15 protein-coding genes are annotated in these 15,937 nt (G+C 71.0%); 7 read left to right on the plus strand and 8 right to left on the minus strand.

Annotated elements, in window-relative coordinates; all coding sequences use genetic code 11:
• Positions 1 to 99: 99 nt before the first annotated feature.
• Positions 100 to 1,548: an aromatic amino acid lyase gene (locus tag BKA14_RS11845; RefSeq protein ID WP_184950975.1), complete on the minus strand. Its 1,449-nt coding sequence runs from the start codon at positions 1,546 to 1,548 to the stop codon at positions 100 to 102.
• Between the two features lie 119 nt (positions 1,549 to 1,667).
• Here BKA14_RS11845 and BKA14_RS11850 point away from each other — a divergent pair, with 119 nt between their 5' ends.
• The 6 genes from BKA14_RS11850 to BKA14_RS11875 all read left to right on the plus strand — a co-directional run bounded on the left by BKA14_RS11850 (position 1,668) and on the right by BKA14_RS11875 (position 6,680).
• Positions 1,668 to 2,681, plus strand: coding sequence for an ABC transporter ATP-binding protein (locus tag BKA14_RS11850; RefSeq protein ID WP_184950976.1), 1,014 nt, complete (start codon positions 1,668 to 1,670; stop codon positions 2,679 to 2,681).
• On the plus strand, positions 2,678 to 3,328 hold the full coding sequence (locus tag BKA14_RS11855; protein WP_184950977.1) for an ABC transporter permease: 651 nt from the start codon (positions 2,678 to 2,680) through the stop codon (positions 3,326 to 3,328). Before BKA14_RS11850 ends, BKA14_RS11855 begins: the two co-directional genes overlap by 4 nt.
• Positions 3,325 to 3,981: an ABC transporter permease gene (locus BKA14_RS11860; RefSeq protein WP_184950978.1), complete on the plus strand. Its 657-nt coding sequence runs from the start codon at positions 3,325 to 3,327 to the stop codon at positions 3,979 to 3,981. The genes BKA14_RS11855 and BKA14_RS11860 overlap by 4 nt, the downstream gene beginning before the upstream one ends.
• Positions 3,982 to 3,993: 12 nt before the next feature.
• Positions 3,994 to 4,926: an ABC transporter substrate-binding protein gene (locus BKA14_RS11865; protein WP_184950979.1), complete on the plus strand. Its 933-nt coding sequence runs from the start codon at positions 3,994 to 3,996 to the stop codon at positions 4,924 to 4,926.
• 64 nt (positions 4,927 to 4,990) lie between these two features.
• The gene (locus BKA14_RS11870; RefSeq protein WP_184950980.1) at positions 4,991 to 6,040 is read left to right on the plus strand and encodes an alpha/beta fold hydrolase; all 1,050 of its coding nucleotides are present in this window, start codon (positions 4,991 to 4,993) and stop codon (positions 6,038 to 6,040) included.
• Between the two features lie 4 nt (positions 6,041 to 6,044).
• A complete protein-coding gene (locus tag BKA14_RS11875) occupies positions 6,045 to 6,680 on the plus strand; it encodes a class I SAM-dependent methyltransferase (RefSeq protein ID WP_184950981.1) in 636 nt (211 codons plus the stop codon).
• A gap of 307 nt (positions 6,681 to 6,987) precedes the next feature.
• Here BKA14_RS11875 and argG read toward each other — a convergent pair whose 3' ends face one another.
• The 3 genes from argG to BKA14_RS11890 form a co-directional block, all read right to left on the minus strand.
• Positions 6,988 to 8,403: an argininosuccinate synthase gene (gene argG, locus BKA14_RS11880; protein WP_184950982.1), complete on the minus strand. Its 1,416-nt coding sequence runs from the start codon at positions 8,401 to 8,403 to the stop codon at positions 6,988 to 6,990.
• Positions 8,404 to 8,501: 98 nt separating this feature from the next.
• The gene (locus BKA14_RS11885; RefSeq protein WP_184950983.1) at positions 8,502 to 11,051 is read right to left on the minus strand and encodes a hypothetical protein; all 2,550 of its coding nucleotides are present in this window, start codon (positions 11,049 to 11,051) and stop codon (positions 8,502 to 8,504) included.
• Entirely contained in the window at positions 11,048 to 11,722 is a 675-nt protein-coding gene (locus BKA14_RS11890) for a DUF1062 domain-containing protein (protein WP_239093582.1), read from the minus strand. Before BKA14_RS11890 ends, BKA14_RS11885 begins: the two co-directional genes overlap by 4 nt.
• 287 nt (positions 11,723 to 12,009) lie before the next feature.
• Here BKA14_RS11890 and BKA14_RS11895 point away from each other — a divergent pair, with 287 nt between their 5' ends.
• Positions 12,010 to 13,038: an NADPH:quinone reductase gene (locus BKA14_RS11895; protein WP_184950984.1), complete on the plus strand. Its 1,029-nt coding sequence runs from the start codon at positions 12,010 to 12,012 to the stop codon at positions 13,036 to 13,038.
• Here the strand turns inward: BKA14_RS11895 and BKA14_RS11900 are convergent.
• From BKA14_RS11900 to BKA14_RS45000, 4 genes are read right to left on the minus strand one after another with little or no spacing between them, the layout of a single operon-like run.
• Positions 13,013 to 14,275, minus strand: coding sequence for a lycopene cyclase family protein (locus tag BKA14_RS11900; RefSeq protein ID WP_184950985.1), 1,263 nt, complete (start codon positions 14,273 to 14,275; stop codon positions 13,013 to 13,015). The genes BKA14_RS11895 and BKA14_RS11900 overlap by 26 nt on opposite strands.
• Positions 14,217 to 14,630 (minus strand): universal stress protein, encoded by a 414-nt coding sequence (locus BKA14_RS11905; protein ID WP_184950986.1) that lies wholly within the window; start codon positions 14,628 to 14,630, stop codon positions 14,217 to 14,219. Before BKA14_RS11905 ends, BKA14_RS11900 begins: the two co-directional genes overlap by 59 nt.
• Before the next feature lie 23 nt (positions 14,631 to 14,653).
• Entirely contained in the window at positions 14,654 to 15,211 is a 558-nt protein-coding gene (locus BKA14_RS11910) for a SigE family RNA polymerase sigma factor (RefSeq protein ID WP_239093579.1), read from the minus strand.
• Positions 15,208 to 15,819 (minus strand): permease-like cell division protein FtsX, encoded by a 612-nt coding sequence (locus tag BKA14_RS45000; protein WP_184950987.1) that lies wholly within the window; start codon positions 15,817 to 15,819, stop codon positions 15,208 to 15,210. Before BKA14_RS45000 ends, BKA14_RS11910 begins: the two co-directional genes overlap by 4 nt.
• Positions 15,820 to 15,937: the final 118 nt, after the last annotated feature.

Below are 15,937 nucleotides of genomic sequence, written 5' to 3' on the forward strand. Positions count from 1 at the left end.
GACGCGCACCGGCGGACAGCAAGCGGACGCGCACCGGCGGACAGCGAGCGAACGCGCGCCATCGAACAGTGAGCGAACGCGCAGGTCTGAGCAACGTGCTTACGCGCTGAGGCCCATCGAGGAGTAGTCGAGGACGGCGCCGAGGCGCGGCAGTAGTTCGGCGCCCTGCTCCAGGTCGATGCCGAGCGGCCGGTCGTCCTCGGACGGGTCGAGCGCCTCGTCGGCCAGGTGGAAGGCGTCGCGCAGCGGGCCGACGATGAGCCGGCCGGGCGCCATGCGCAGCGCACGCACCGCCGCCACCAGTTCGGCGGCCAGCAACGTGGGGGCGAGCCGCGTCATGGTGCGCAAGGCCCGCGCACCCTGCGTGGCGAAGCTGGCGTGTTCCTCCAGCCCCAGCGAGATGCTCAGCGTGCCGGCCGCGGTCGGGGTCATGCCGACACGGATCTGGGTCAGCACGTCCTGCACGACGTACTCGCTGATCATCAGGCCCGAACTGCCCACCGGTCCGGCCGCCAGGAACGCGCGCAGGCCGGTCAGGTCGGGCCGCATCAGCAGTCCGAGCCGCGCGGTCGAGAGCGACAGCACGGGCAGGAACGCACCGCGGGCGGCGTCGAGGCTGGAGGCCAGCGTCGCCGTGTGGAACTGGCCGTGATGCAACACACCTTCGGACGTGACCAGCGGGTTCTCGACGGCCGCGTTGATCTCCTCGCTGAGCACGTCGTCGAGGGTGCGGGCGGCGTGGATGGCCGGCGCCGACACCTGGGGCAGCACGCGCAGTCCGAACGGGTCCTGGATGCGTACGGGAGCCGCGGCCCCGGCCACCAGCCGGCTCATCAAACGCGCAACTTCGATCTGGCCGGGATGCGCACGGTTGCGGTGCACGGCGACGTCGTACGCCTCCGGGTTGCCCCGGAGCGCCAGGAAGCTCAGCGCCGCCACGACTATCGACGCGCGCAGCTGGCTCTGCATCCGTTGCAACGCGAGCGCGGCCGTGGCCACGGTGAGAGCGCTCGAGCTGATCAGCGGCAGCGCGTCGGTGGCGTCGATCGTCGTGGTCGGCCCCTTGCCGTTCTGCCAGGGTCGCTCGCCGGCCAGGGTGAGCCCGAGCTCGGCCAGGGCGGCCAGGTCGGCAGTGCCGATGGCGCCCCACGAGTGGATGGTCGGGACCGCGCCCTCGTCCAGCGCCTGGGCCAGCGCCTCGGCCACCCGCGGGGAGATGCCCGAGCCCCCGGCGAGGATCTGATTGAGCCGTACGGCCATGGCCGCGCGCGCCGTGAGGTCGTCCTCGACCGGCCCGACGGCGGCGCAGTGACTCCGCAACAGGCGCAGTCCGCGCTCCTCGTCGTCGGCGCGCTCGTGCCTGTTGGCGCCGACCCCGGTGTTGGCCCCGTAGACTGCGCCATGCGCCCGGGCTCGCTGCATCAATGCGTTGGTTTCCCCGACCCGATGCAGGGCCGCCGATTCGACCTCGACCCCACTTCGACCGGAAGCGATGGCCACGAGACCACTGATCGTCAGGTTCGCCCCGTCGAGCCGTTCTGCCTGCATAGCGCCACCATCACCAGTGTTACCAGACCGTAAAGGCCACCCCGGGGCCGTTGACATTCTATTCACTACCCATGAAGTATGAATAGCCGTATTCATACATCCGCTGCCGCAGGAGTGCCATGATCACATTCGACGACGTCGTGAAGGTCTATCCCGGCGGCAGCACCGCGGTCGACCACGTGTCGCTCGAACTGCCCACCGGGAAGATGACGGTCCTGGTCGGGCCGTCCGGCTGCGGCAAGACCACCTCGCTCCGCATGATCAATCGTATGATCAGCCCCACATCCGGCCGCGTGTTGATCGACGGCAAGGACATCGCGGGGCAGGACGAGGCCCTGTTGCGCCGCGGCATCGGCTACGTGATCCAGAGCGCAGGGCTGTTCCCGCACCGCACAGTGCTCGACAACGTGGCCACCGTGCCGGTGCTGCTGGGCAAGACCCGCCGCGAGGCCCGCGCCGCCGCCCTCAGCCTGCTCGAGCGGGTCGGGCTGGCGCCGGAGTTCGCCAAGCGTTACCCGGCGCAGCTCTCCGGCGGCCAGCAGCAGCGCGTCGGCGTGGCCCGCGCGCTCGCCGCCGACCCGCCCATCATGCTGATGGACGAGCCGTTCAGCGCGGTCGACCCGGTCGTCCGCGAGGGCCTGCACCGCGAGTTCCTGCGCCTGCAGCAGGACCTGGGCAAGACGATCGCCATGGTGACGCACGACATCGACGAGGCGATCAAGCTCGGCGACGTGGTGGCGGTGTTCCGCCAGGGTGGCATCCTGGCCCAGGTCGGCACCCCGCAGGAGCTGCTGACCGCGCCCGCCGACGACTTCGTGGCCGAGTTCGTCGGCCGTGACCGCGGCATCCGCAGCCTGTCCTTCGACTCCGCCGCCGACCTGCCCGTGTCCGGCCCTCCGAGCACCCTCGCGCTCGACGACGCCGGCCGGCCTGCGGGCTGGCACATGGAGTCCGGCCAGGTGCTGCCGACCGGTGGCACCTTCACCGCGAGCGACTCGCTGCGGCTGGTGACCGACCTCGCCATCAGCTCGCCGGTGGGCATCGCCGTCCGGGTCAACGCCGAGGGCAAGGCCGACGGTGTCGTACGCCACCACGACCTTGCCGACTACCTGGCGGCCCGGCGCGCCTCATGATCACTTATCTGTCCAACAACTCCGAGACGGTGCTGGCCGCGCTGCGCCAGCACATCACGCTCGCGCTCATCCCGGTGCTGCTCGGCTTCCTCATCGCGCTGCCGATCGGCTACCTCGGTGTCCGGTTCCCGTGGCTCTACCACCCGCTGATCAACGTGGCCGGCGTGCTCTACTCGATCCCGTCGCTCGCGCTGTTCGTGTTCCTGCCGGTGGTGCTGGGCACGAAGATCCTGTCGCCGCTGAACATCGTGGTCGCGCTCACCATCTACACCGTCGCGCTGATGGCCCGTACGGTCGCTGACGGTCTTCGCTCCGTCGACCGCCTGGTCGTCGAGTCGGCCACCGCGATGGGCTACCGGCGGCTGCGGCGGCTCTTCGACGTCGAGCTGCCGGTGGCGCTGCCGGTCATCCTGGCCGGTCTGCGCGTCGCCACCGTCTCCAACATCAGCCTGGTCAGCGTGGGCGCCCTGATCGGCATCGGCGGCCTCGGGCAATTGTTCACCCGCGGCTTCCAGCTGTTCTACATCGAGCCGATCCTGGTCGGCATCATCTTGTCGGTGCTGCTGGCCGGCATCGCCGACCTGATCATCGTGCTCGTGCAGCGCGCGGTCACGCCGTGGACCCGCGTGCAAAGGGGCCGGGCATGAATCTCACCTACCTCTTCGACGCCGCCCACTGGGACTTCTCGTCGGGCAGCATCCCGCAGCTGATCGTTTCCCACCTCTGGTACGTGTTGCTGGCGCTCGCGCTGGGCACGGTCATCGCGCTGCCGGTGGGCCTCTACATCGGGCACACCGGCCGCGGTTCGTTCATCGCCATCAACGCGGGCAACGCCGGTCGCTCGCTGCCCACGCTCGGCCTGCTCATGCTGATGGTGACCCTGCTCGGGCTGGGGCTGCTCCCGGTGCTGATCGCGCTCACGGTGCTGGTGATCCCGCCCATCCTGACGTCGGCGTACGCGGGCATCCGCAGCCTCGACCCCGGGGTGGTGGACGCCGCGCGGGGTGTCGGCATGCGGCCCTTGCAGGTGCTGTTCCGGGTGGAACTGCCGATGGCGCTGCCCGTGCTGATGAGCGGCTTCCGCAGCGCCGCCCTGCAGGTCGTGGCCACCGCGACCGTGGCCGCCGCGGTCGGCCTCGGCGGTCTGGGCCGCCTGCTGATCGACGGCCTGGCCGTCAACGACTACTCCCGAGTGCTGGCCGGCGCCATTGTCGTCGCGGTGCTGGCCGTTCTGCTCGACCTGGTGCTGGCGTTCGCCCAGCGCTGGATCGTCTCGCCCGGTCTTCGGGCATCCAAGTGAAAGGTCCGTTCCATGAAACTCATTAAGCGACTCAGCGCGGTTGGCACCGCCGTCGCCATGGCCGTGGCGCTGACCGCGTGCGGCTCGGGCGACGACCCGCTGGCCGACGACAACACCGGGGCCAGCTCGGCGCCGGGCACCATCACGATCGGTTCGGCCAACTTCGCCGAGAGCGAGCTGCTGGCCGAGATCTACGCCCAGTCCCTCGAGGCCAAGGGTGTGACGGTCAAGCGGCAGTTCAACATCGGCGCCCGCGAGCTCTACCTCAAGGCGCTGCAGGACGGCTCGATCGACCTGCTCCCCGAGTACAACGGCGCCCTGCTGGCCGCGCTGTCCAGCGGTGGCGCGCCCGAGGGTGTGAGCAAGCCCGAGGACGTGCTGGGCGCGCTCAAGAAGGTGCTGCCGTCGGGCACCGAGGTGCTCGAGCAGTCCCCCGCCGAGGACAAGGACACGCTCACGGTCACCTCGGAGACCGCGGCCAAGTACAACCTCAAGACGATCGACGACCTCAAGCCGGTGGCCAAGGACCTCACGATCGGCGCCGGCCCCGAGTGGCAGGAGCGCTACCAGGGCCTCAAGGGCCTCAAGGAGCTCTACGGCATCGAGTTCAAGGAGTTCAAGCCGCTCGACGCCGGTGGCCCGCTGACCGTTAATGCCCTGGTCAAGGGTCAGATCCAGGTCGGCAACATCTTCTCCACCGACTCGTCGATCGCGGTCAACAAGTTCGTCGTGCTCGAGGACACGAAGAACCTGTACCTGGCCGAGAACATCATCCCGCTGATCCGTTCGACGGCGAACAACCCGACCGTGACCGAGACCCTGAACGCGGTCTCGGCCAAGCTGACCACCGAGAACCTGACCACCACGCTGGCCAAGGTTCAGGTCGACAAGCAGGACACCCCCGCGGTGGCCAAGGGCTGGCTGACCGAGAACGGTCTCGTCTGACCCTGCTCCTCCGACGCCGCCCCGGGCCTGCCCGGGGCGGCGTTCTCTTTGCGACAATCCCCGGGTGCGGCAGCGGCTCGGGCAGGTGACGCTGGCCGACGGCACCACGGTGGCGTACGCGTCGGCGGGTTCCGGACGGCCGATCGTGTACGTGATGGGCTGGCTCACGCATCTGCAGCTGAGCTGGGAGTTCGCGGCCGAGCGGAGCTTCTACGAGGCACTGGCCGAAGGTGCGCGGCTGGTGCGTTACGACCGCGCGGGCTGCGGGTTGTCGGCGGCCACCGCGCGGACACCTTCGCTCGAGTTCGAGCTGGAACACCTGGCCGCGGTGGCGGCGACGCTGGACGAGCCGTTCGATCTGGTGGGGACGTCGATGGGCGCGCCGGTGGCGGTCGCGTGGGCGGCCGCGCATCCGGGCACCGTACGGCGGCTCGTGCTCTACGGCGGGTGGGTCCGCGGGGCCGAGCTGGCGTCTCCGGCCGTACGGGAGAGCGTCCTGGGGTTGGTCGAGGCGCACTGGGGGCTCGGGTCGGACGTTCTCACCGACATCTTCGCGCCGGACGCCGATCGCGCTTTCCGGGCCGAGCATGCTCGTTATCAGCGCGCATGTTCGAGCGCCGCGACCGCTCGCGCACTGTTGGCGCTCAGTTACGAGCTGGACGTCAGTGCTCACCTCACGCAGGTTCGCGCACCGACGCTCATCGTGCACCGCACCGGCGATCGAGCGGCGCCGGTCGCGCAGGCTCGAGCACTTTCCGACAGCATCGAGCATTCCCAGCTCACGCTGCTGCCCGGACGATCCCATCTCCCGTACGCCGGTGACCACGTCGAACTGGTGCGCACCGTCCGCCGCTTCCTGGGCCTGCCCGTCCCCCGCCGCCGCGCCGAGGGGCTGACCGCCCGGCAGCGCGAAGTGGCCGAACTAATCAGCCGAGGCTGCACGAACCGCGAGATCGCGCAGCGTCTGGGCATCGATGAACGTTCGGCCGAAGGCCACGTCGAACGGATCCTGCAGCGTCTCGGCTTCCGCTCACGCGCCCAGATCGCCGCCTGGCACACCGCACAGTGGGGTGTTTCCCCGCCTGCTTCGCCTCCCGTCGAACGGCCACGATGAGGGCATGTCCGACTTCGAGGTGCACCGGCTGCGCGGGCCGCTCAATGCGGCCTTCTTCAGCGTGCTGGGCCCCTACATCGAGTTCAACGTGCGCGACCGCAAGCGCCGCCTGTTCCACGACCTTCCCCGTACGGTCGTCGAGCTCGGCTCCGGGGTGGGCGCCAACCTGCGTTACCTGCAGGCCGGCTCGACGCTCGTCGCCATCGAACCCAACGTGCCCATGCACCGGCGTTTGCGGGCCGCCGCCGAGCGCCGTGGCGTGCGGCTGGACCTGCGCGCCCGCCGGGCCGAGGACACCGGGCTCCCGGAGAGCAGCGCCGACACCGTGATCTCGTCGCTCGTGCTGTGCACGGTGGGCGACCCGGCCGGGGTGCTGGCCGAGGTGCGGCGGATCCTGCGCCCCGGTGGCACGTTCCGGTTCGTCGAGCACGTCGCCGCCCCGGCGGGCACGCCGACCCGCGCCCTGCAGCGGGCGTTGCGCCGGCCGTGGGCGTGGACCTTCGAGGGCTGCTCGTGCGAACGCGATCTGGCCGCCCTCGTTCGGGCGGCCGGATTCGCGCAAGTGGAGGTGGAGCCCTACCGGCTCCACTCCCCCTTCGTCACGTTCAACACCCAGATCGCGGGCGTCGCCACCGCCTGAGCTGCAGTCAGCTCCCGCCGGCCCCCGACCGCGGCGCCGAACCGCAGCGACCCGGGGGCGGAAGCGGGCCGGGGGCGGAAGCGGGCCGGGGGCGGAAGCGGGCCGGGGGCGGAAGCGGGCCGGTGGCCGCAGCAAGCCGGGGGCCGCAGCAAGCCGGGGGCCGCAGCGGGGTCGCTGCCGGTGGCCGCAGCAAGCCGGGGGCCGCAGCGGGGTCGCTGCCGGTGGCCGCAGCAAGCCGGGAGCCGCAGCGGGGTCGCTGCCGGTGGCCGCAGGAAGCCGGTGGCCGCAGCGGGCCGGGGCAGTGGGGTCAGTCGGTGCCGGACTCCATGGCGGCCTGGTCGAGCAGGTCATCGTGGCCGGGAGCGGCCGCGCCGCGCGAGGCGATCTCCTCCGCGCCGCCCGCGGGCAGGGCGCCGACCAGGCCCTGCGGGCTGCCGACCATGCCGAGCTGCGCGTACTGCTCGAGCTTGGCCCGGCTGTCCGCGATGTCGAGGTTGCGCATCGTCAGCTGGCCGATCCGGTCGGCCGGGGCGAACGCCGGCGTCTCGGTGCGCTCCATCGAGAGCTTGTCGGGGTGGTAGCTGAACGCCGGGCCGGTCGTGTTGAGCACCGAGTAGTCGTCGCCGCGGCGCAGGCGCAGGGTGACCTCACCGGTGACGGCGTTGCCGACCCAGCGCTGCAGCGCCTCGCGCAGCATGAGCGCCTGCGGGTCGAGCCAGCGGCCCTCGTACATCAGCCGGCCCAGCTTGCGGCCGTCGTTGTGATAGCTGGTCACCGTGTCCTCGTTGTGGATGGCGTTGACCAGCCGCTCGTATGCGATGTAGAGCAGCGCCATGCCGGGCGCCTCGTAGATGCCGCGGCTCTTGGCCTCGATGATCCGGTTCTCGATCTGGTCGGACATGCCCAGGCCGTGGCGCCCGCCGATCGCGTTGGCCTCGAGCACCAGGTCGACCGGCGACCCGAACTCCTTGCCGTTGATCGTCACCGGGCGGCCCTCGGCGAAACCGACAGTCACGTCCTCGGCCGCGATGGCCACCTCGGGGTCCCAGAAGCGCACGCCCATGATGGGGTCGACGAGCTCGATGCCGTTGTCGAGGTGCTCCAGCGACTTGGCTTCGTGGGTGGCGCCCCAGATGTTGGCGTCGGTCGAATACGCCTTCTCGGTGGAGTCACGGTAGGGCAGGTCGCGGGCGGCCAGCCACTCGCTCATCTCCTTGCGCCCGCCGAGCTCGGTCACGAAGTCCTTGTCGAGCCACGGCTTGTAGATCCGCAGCGACGGGTTGGCCAGCAGCCCGTACCGGTAGAAACGCTCGATGTCGTTGCCCTTGAACGTCGAGCCGTCGCCCCAGATCTGGACCTGGTCCTCCAGCATGGCCCGCACGAGCAGCGTGCCGGTGACGGCCCGGCCCAGGGGGGTGGTGTTGAAATATGTCCGGCCGCCGGAGCGGATGTGGAAGGCGCCGCAGGCCAGGGCGGCCAGGCCCTCCTCGACGAGCGCGGACCGGCAGTCGACGAGGCGGCCGAGCTCGGCGCCGTAGGCGATGGCCCGCTCGGGCACGGAGGTCACGTCGGGCTCGTCGTACTGGCCGATCTCGGCGGTGTAGGCGCAGGGCACGGCGCCCTTTTCGCGCATCCACGCCACCGCTACCGACGTGTCGAGGCCACCGGAGAACGCGATGCCGACACGTTCGCCGACCGGGAGAGAAGAGAGCACCTTGGTCACGGAAGAGATTATGCACCATCCCGCATTTTCATGCGAGCGGCCACCCCGAACGAACGACGGCCCGGTCGCCAGGACCGGGCCGTCGCCGTCGGGCTGGTTCAGCCGATGGTGAAGGGCACCGTCGTCACCGGCGAGCGCGAACCGTCGGTGAACTCACGCTGCACCGACAGGGTGTGCTCGCCCGCCCGTTCCGGTGTGTAGGAGGCCGGCGTCTCCCACGACCACGGGTCGAGCTCGACCTCCTGCACGGCCTCGTCGTCGACGTGCCACAAGTACTTCGTCGTCACCTCGTTGAGGTCCCACGCCGAGAAGCCGAACTGGCCGGGGACGCCGACCTCTCCCCCGCCGCCGGCCCACGGGTTGCTGACGTCGACCCCCGGGTTGCGTACGGCCACCGAGAACGTGCTGGAGTCCGACGCCGTGCCGTCCGCGGTGAGCGTGACGGCCTCGACCGAGACGTAGCTCGCACCGGCCGGGACGTCGTACGTCACGGGCTCACCGACCGGCACCGTCTGCTGCGGGCCGCCGTCGACCGCGTAGCGGACCGTGGTCGCGCCCTCCTGCGCGGCGGTGAAGGTGAACGACACCGGCCGTTGCATCACCGCTTCGGGACCGAACGGACCGCGCGAGACGATCCGCGGTGCCGAGTCAAGATGGACGACTTCCTCCACCGGCGGCGTGAGCGAGCCGCCGGCCAGCTTCGCCCACACCTTCAGCACGCTGTCCCCGGCGCGCGTCGCCACCACGTCGAACTCCACGTACGAGCCGTCGATCGTGCGCTGCGGACCGCCGTCGAAGCTGTAGACGATCGCGGTCACGTCCGGCCGGTTGGACCAGGCCGTCACCGGGATCGGGTCGCCGACATGAGCGCCGTACGCACGAACGCTCACCGACGGCAGCAATGCGTGCACCGAGAACTGGCGGTTACTGGAGAGCGAACGGTTCCCCGCCGCGTCCACCGAGAAGACGTACAGGTCGAAATAACCGCCGCTCGTGGGGGTCCAGGTCAGCACGGCCGTGCCCTGAGCGTCGGCGTCGATGCTCGTCCACACGCCGCCGCCGAAGCTGTACGAATACGATTTCACGCCGGTCGTGCGCGGGGTGAAGGTGAACGTTCCGGCCTTGCCCTCGATCGGGTCCTTGTTCCAGTCGAAGTCGTCCGAGGCGATCAGCGGCGCGTCGCTGACCGACACCTGGGTGCTCTCGGCGCCGAGCAACTTCGTTCCCGCGTACGCCCGGGTCACCACGGTCTTCGTGCCGGTGCTCGCGAAGACCAGGTCGTCGGTGGCCTTGCCGTCGACGGCGGGCAGCCGCTTCTCGGTGCCACCGTCCACGGCGTACCCGAAAGCGGTGGTCTCGGCCAGCCGTGACGTGAGCGTGATGTGGCTGGTCAGTCCCACGCCGGCCACCTCGAAGGAGGCGATCGGCGCGGAATCGCGCACCTGGTAACGGTAGGTGGCCCACGGCCCACGGTTGCCGGCCCGGTCGACCGCGGCGACCTGCAGGCCGCCGGGACCGGATCGGCTGGGCGTGATGGTGAGCTTGCCCCGGCCACCGGGCCGGCCCGCCTTGACCCGCTGCAGGAGGCCGCCGTTCAGCCCGGACCAGTCGAAAGCGACCACGTCGGCGTCGCCGGCTGCGTCGAACACGAAGGTGCCGGCCACCCCGGGACCTCCGGTGCCCGGGAAGTCCGGGCTGGGGTACTGCTTCGACGAGACGATCGGCGTCGCCGCCGGAGCGGTCTGGTCGACGGTGAAGTAGCAGGTCTTGCCCCACGCACCGGCGTCGTCGTTGTCCTCACCGCGCGCTGTCCAGGCCACGACCGTGCCGTCGGCCAGACCGCTGAGGTTCAGGGCCGCCGACGAGGACTCGCGGCGCTGGTCGGGGTGATCGACGGGCCAGGAGGCGTACCGGACGCGGGGGTGGTCGCCGGGGTCGGCGTCGGTGACGGTGGCCTGCGCCTGAATCAGCGAGCCGGCCGTCGGATGCTTGGCGAGCGTGCCGCAGCCCGCGTCCGGATACTTCAGCTTGAGCCCGCTCACCTTGGGTGCGTGATTGGCCGCGTAGCTCATCCGGGCCGGGACCATCGTCCGGCCGACGGTGGTGTCGGCCTCGCTGCCGGCCTTGATGCGCACCCCGATCGTCAGGGTCTTGTCGCCGCGGGCGAACGCCGCCTGCACGGCCGGGATCATGTCGACCTCGAGGTGGGCCCCCGGGCAGAACACGCCGCTGCCGTACGTGCGCTCGGCCAGCAGTTCCAGCTCCTTGGGCGGGTTCTGCCAGGTCGTGGTGGCGGTGACCGGATTGGTGCGCCACACCTCGATGGGTGCCGGCTTGGAGCAGTCGTTCACCGTGCGCTCGTTGGTGTAGAGGCTGACCCGGTGCAGCACCTGGTCCTGGAGCAGGGTCAGGTCGAAGGTGAAGTAGCCCCGGCCGGTGTGCTCGTCGCGGCTGCCGATCAGGAAGTCGCCGGACGGGTCCGGGTTGGGCGTGGCCGGCTGCGCCCTGTCGATGTAGGACCAGGCCTTGAGCGGCAGGCTCCCGTACGTCTGAGCCTGTGCGGGGCCGGCCGGAAGCCCGACCAGGACGGTGGCGGTGACGAGCGCGGCGGCCGTCGCGGACAGCAGCGCTCGCAGGGTGCGATTCATATGTTCTCCCCGTTGCCCTCACGGCGCCATACGCGCGGGGCGACGGAGCCTAACATCGACGGATTTCGCTCGGGTAGCGGGTTTTCGGTCATTGCGGCGGCGGGAATCCTCCCCGGCCCGCGCGAGGTGAAGCTGAAGTCGGTGGAGGTCCGGCCGGTCAGACGGTGCGGGGACGAGAGGGTGCCGTCGGCGATCCGGCGCTGGATCTCGGAGCGCGAAACCTCCAGACCGGCCGCGAGCAGCGTCGTCACCCTGAGCGGGATCGGCTGGGCGAAACGCACCCGTGTGTGCACGACCGCCGGCGGGCCGGCGTGGTCCCCGCTCTTGTGAACGGTCCATGCCCCGGTCCAGTCCAGCGTCACGTTGTTGCGGCGCTGCAGACCCGGGTCGATCAGCAGTTCGGCCGCCAGGTCGACGTCGTTGTCGTGGAAACGGCCGAGGGTGGGCGGGTCGATCGTACGGACGTTGGCTCTCTCCAGGACGGTCAGCTTGATGGTCTCCCCGCAGCCGGCGCACAGAGCGAGCAGCCAGACGTCGAGGAGCTTGTGGTTGGCGTTGATGCGGAACTTGCCGTGTGGCTGGTAGCGCGCCGACGGGCAGCGCAGGCAACGACGACGGATGAGCGGAAGGTTGGTCGGGCACACGAGCCATTGCATGGTGCGGTCGATCACCGGTGGACATACCGATCTGCTGCGACATTCCGGGCGGAGACCACGCTCCGCGGGAGATGTCCGCGCACGACGGAGAAGCGAGGGGCGGCCGGATGTCACCACGGCACGCCGCACTCGCTCGATCAGTGCGGGACGTCAGTGCGCACGAAACGGGCACGCTGCATCGGAGCGGCGGTCTCGGCGCGGTGAATGTCTCAGCTGGTGTACAACGGTCCGTCCTCGATAGGTGATCGGAACGACCGCAAGCTAACAGCGCGCCGCCGGCCGGAGCCAGCGATTATTGACGCATGAAGGCCATCATCTACACCGACAACGGCGGCCCCGAAGTGCTCCGGCTGGCCGACCGTGACACGCCCGAGCCGGGCCCGGGCGAGGTCCGCGTCCGGGTCGCCGTCTCGGGCGTCAACCCGACCGACTGGAAGACCCGCGCGGGCGCCACCAACCCCAAACAGTTCCCCGTGGTCACGCCGCATCTCGACGGCGCCGGCGTGATCGACGCGACCGGTCCGGGCGTCGACCCGGGCCGGGCCGGTCAGCGCGTGTGGGTGTTCATGGCCGCCGCGGGCCGCCCGACCGGCACCGCCGCCGAGTACACCGTCGTGCCCGCGAACCGGGCCATTCCGTTGCCGGACAATGCGGACTTCGACCTCGGCGCCACGCTGGGCGTGCCCGCGCTCACGGCCCACCGCGCGCTGACCGTGGCCGAGGACGGCCCCTCGCGGCTGGCCCCGGGCGCCCTCGACGGCAAGGTCGTCCTGGCCGCGGGCGGCGCCGGGGCGGTCGGGCATGCGGCGATCCAGCTCGCCCGCTGGGCCGGCGCCACCGTGATCAGCACGATCAGCGGACCGGAGAAGGCTCGCCTGGCCACCGCCGCGGGCGCCCACCACGTGGTCAACTATCGCGAGGGCGACCCGGTGGCCGCGATCCGGGCGATCGCGCCGGACGGTGTCGACATCGTCGCCGAGGTCGCGCTGGGCGCGAACCTGGCGCTCGACCTGGCCGTCCTGCGCAACCGGGGCACCATCGCCACGTACGCCAACGACGGCGGCAAGACCGTCGAGCTCGACGTCCGGCAGAACATGACGATCAACACCCGCTACCAGTTCCTCGTGCTGTACACGGTCGGCGAGCAGGCTCTGACCGCGGGCGCCGAGGACGTGTCGGCAGCGGTGGCGGACGGCGCGCTGCCAGTGGGCGAAGAACACGGCCTGCCGCTGATCCGCTTCCCGCTCGGCGACACCGCCGGCGCGCACGTGGCGGTCGAGAACGGCGCGGTCGGCAAGGTGCTCGTCAGCGTGAGCGAAGACGCGCGATAGCGTCGCCGGCCGCGGCCCGCGTCATCGGCAGCAGCGGGGTGGAGGACATCAGTCGCAGGTCCTCCCCCACGCTGGTCGTGCCGTCGAGGAACCGCAGCACGAGCGAGGCCGGGTTGCGCTCGAAGAGCCGATCGAAGAACGCCACCCCGTCCACCAGCCCGCGATCGAGCGCGCGCAGCTGCACAGCGTCCATCCACAGGTGCCGGCCCGGATAGGGCGGATCGGGCACCGGCGGGCGACCGGCGGCGACCGCGCGGGCGACCTGGACCGCCTGCCGGGACATCGCCGAGAACGTGAAGCCGGTCGACGGGCGGGTGGCGCCGCCCGCCGTGCCGAGCCGGACGACGCGCGGGGACGGCCGCGACTCGAACGGGCCGTCGGTCATCGGGATGACGCCGTCCTCGACCTCACGGACGCGCAACTCGGACACGTTAAGCCTGAGCAGGTCGGCATAAGCGCGCAAGGCACGGTCATATTCGGGCGACGTGAGGCGCGCCGGCGAGAACTCGGTGTATTCGACGAGCGCGAACCGATCGCTCACGGGCAGCACGTAACCGAACGACACACCGCGCGCGGGTTGCGGCGTACGGAAGTCCATGAGCACTGCGCGGTCAGGGTCGAACACCGGCCGGTCGGCCTCCAGCCACCAGCCGCGGAAGTGCTGCAGCCAGTTCGTGCGCCCGGCCCGGCGCGGGGGCCGGGGCCGCGAGTCAAGGGCCCAAGCCGCCCGTACGAGGGGGGTCCCGTCCGGATCCGACACGACGACCCGCTCCCCGTCGTCGAGCACGGTGCCCGCCGCCGCGGTGATCCGTACGGCGTCGGTCTTGGCGGCCAGCTCGTACAGCGGCGCCGAGCGCAGCATCGCGTACCGCAGCGGGCGCAGCGACAGCACGCGCCGCCCGGCCGGGGTCACCACGTCGACGTCGTCCCAGCTCGCGCTGAGCAGCGGGTCGAGCGCGGAGCCGGGCGAACCCCAGAACGCCCACGTGCGGTCCTGACCGCGCTTGAGCACCGGGTCGACCACCGCCACCCGTACGCCGGGCAGGTGCTCGCGCCCCAGCTCGGCCAGCACGAGCGAGGCCGCGCCACCCCCGCCCACGAGCACGATGTCGGCCTCGACGGGTGAACTCACCACCCCAGCCTGCCACGGAGCACCGACGTCGCGGCCGCGGGCCCGGTCAAGCGACCGGCTGCGGCCGCCGTTCGTTGCGCACGACGACGACCGGGCACGGCGCATTGCTGACGACCTCACGCCCGACCGACGACGGACCCTGCCGCCCGTGCCCGACGACGAGCATCTCGGCGAACCGCGCACCTTCGAGCAACCGGGGCAGCAGGGGCCCGATCAGCGTGTCGGTCCAGATGTCGGTCTCCGGCGCCAGCAGCCGCGCCCGCGCGTAGGCGTCATCGGCCACGGCGGCGGCCAGAACGCGGGCCACCTCGGCATACCGGGTCCCGTACCAGTCCCACTCGTATGCGTGCACGATCCGCAGCGCGCAACCGCTCCGCTGTGCCTGCCGGGCCGCCCACTCGACGGCCGCGCTGCCGCACGGCATCCCATCGGTGGCCGCGACGATGACCCGCTTGCTCATGCCCCCGATCTAAACGGGCGCCGTCAACTCTCGTGATCGAGGAAATCCTCGCCGAGCAAAGCACGCAACCTGGTCAACGCGCGGGTGTTGCGCATCTTGACCACCGACGCGGAAACACCCAGGATCGTCGCCACCGTGTCGACGCTGTGGTCCTCGGCGTGCCGCAGCACCAGCACGGCCCGGTCCTCCACGCTCAGCCGGGCCAGCGCCTCCACCAGCGTCAGGCGCAGCTCGGGAGTGCCCGGGGCGTCCGGCCGGTCGGGCATCTCGGCCAGCACGAGCTCGGAGCCCTTGAGGCGTTTGTGCTGGTCGAAGACGAGGTTCATGAGCACCCGGCGGCTGTACGCGTCGAGGTTGGTGCCGCTGCTGAGCCGCTCCCAGGAGGCGTACATCTTGGTGAAGGTCTGCTGGGTCAGGTCCTGCGCGAGATGCCAGTCCCGGCACATCAGGTACGCGCTGCGGCGCAGCCGGGTGGCGGCGGACTCGACGAAAGCCGTGAACTCCTGGTCGCGGGCGGCCTTGCCGCGGCGGCGGGTCAGGATCCAGCCGGCCGACCGGGGCGGCACCACCGTGTCCGTCACTTGACCCCACCGACCGGGGCACTCTCCGGGCAGGTCCGCCCGACGATGTCCTGCACGCCGGCCATGGCCGCGTACTGCTGCTCGAAAGCGGTGGAAGGCGCGGGGTCGGCCAGCCGCACCCGGAACGACTCGGGCAGCGACTCCGGGCCGACGGAGGCGACGAAGTCGGGGCTGTCCTTCCAGAGCTGTTTGAAGCGCTCGTACGCGGTCTGCCTGCTCTCGAAGTAGAACGACTCGACGCGCGCGTCGCCGTCGAGGGCCGACCGGATCGCCGCCCGTTGCTGCTCGGTGGCCTCGTGGGTGAGGAACATGGCCACGTCTGTCGCGCCGCTCTGCACCGCGCCGACCGAGCAGCCCGGGGCGGCCAGCGGCATCATCGCCGCGGGAATCGTCAGGGGCGGTGGCGGCGCCTCCGATCTCAGGTTCACTCCCACCCCGACACCCACCGCCAGCACCACGCCGGCGGCCACCCCGGCCGCGGTCAGCCGGTGGCGGCGCCGTCGCACCCGGCCCCCCTCGGCGATGGCGGCACTGGCCATCACGCCCGCGTCGGCGCCGGGGTCGGCACTGACCGCTTGATCGAACTGCTCCCGCAAGTGCGCATTCACTGGTGGTTTCCTCGCTGTCTGCTCGTTCCTCTGCTCACTTGGACCGGGTGGAGCCCGGATTCGGTCACACCCTGGTCGCACGGCGGGCTCGGATCGCCGCTTCACGGCCGGCTCGGAT

Source organism: Paractinoplanes abujensis, assembly GCF_014204895.1.
Lineage (GTDB): Bacteria > Actinomycetota > Actinomycetes > Mycobacteriales > Micromonosporaceae > Actinoplanes > Actinoplanes abujensis.

Bases quoted from the DNA above. Each gene is read 5' to 3' on its own strand.
- BKA14_RS11900 (WP_184950985.1), bottom strand. From the start codon at position 14,275: ATGCGCCGTGCCCGGTCGTCGTCGTGCGCAACGAACGGCGGCCGCAGC.
- BKA14_RS11845 (WP_184950975.1), bottom strand. From the start codon at position 1,548: ATGCAGGCAGAACGGCTCGACGGGGCGAACCTGACGATCAGTGGTCTC.
- BKA14_RS11860 (WP_184950978.1), top strand. From the start codon at position 3,325: ATGAATCTCACCTACCTCTTCGACGCCGCCCACTGGGACTTCTCGTCG.
- BKA14_RS11850 (WP_184950976.1), top strand. From the start codon at position 1,668: ATGATCACATTCGACGACGTCGTGAAGGTCTATCCCGGCGGCAGCACC.
- BKA14_RS11885 (WP_184950983.1), bottom strand. From the start codon at position 11,051: ATGAATCGCACCCTGCGAGCGCTGCTGTCCGCGACGGCCGCCGCGCTC.
- BKA14_RS11855 (WP_184950977.1), top strand. From the start codon at position 2,678: ATGATCACTTATCTGTCCAACAACTCCGAGACGGTGCTGGCCGCGCTG.
- BKA14_RS11875 (WP_184950981.1), top strand. From the start codon at position 6,045: ATGTCCGACTTCGAGGTGCACCGGCTGCGCGGGCCGCTCAATGCGGCC.
- BKA14_RS11865 (WP_184950979.1), top strand. From the start codon at position 3,994: ATGAAACTCATTAAGCGACTCAGCGCGGTTGGCACCGCCGTCGCCATG.
- BKA14_RS11895 (WP_184950984.1), top strand. From the start codon at position 12,010: ATGAAGGCCATCATCTACACCGACAACGGCGGCCCCGAAGTGCTCCGG.
- BKA14_RS11905 (WP_184950986.1), bottom strand. From the start codon at position 14,630: ATGAGCAAGCGGGTCATCGTCGCGGCCACCGATGGGATGCCGTGCGGC.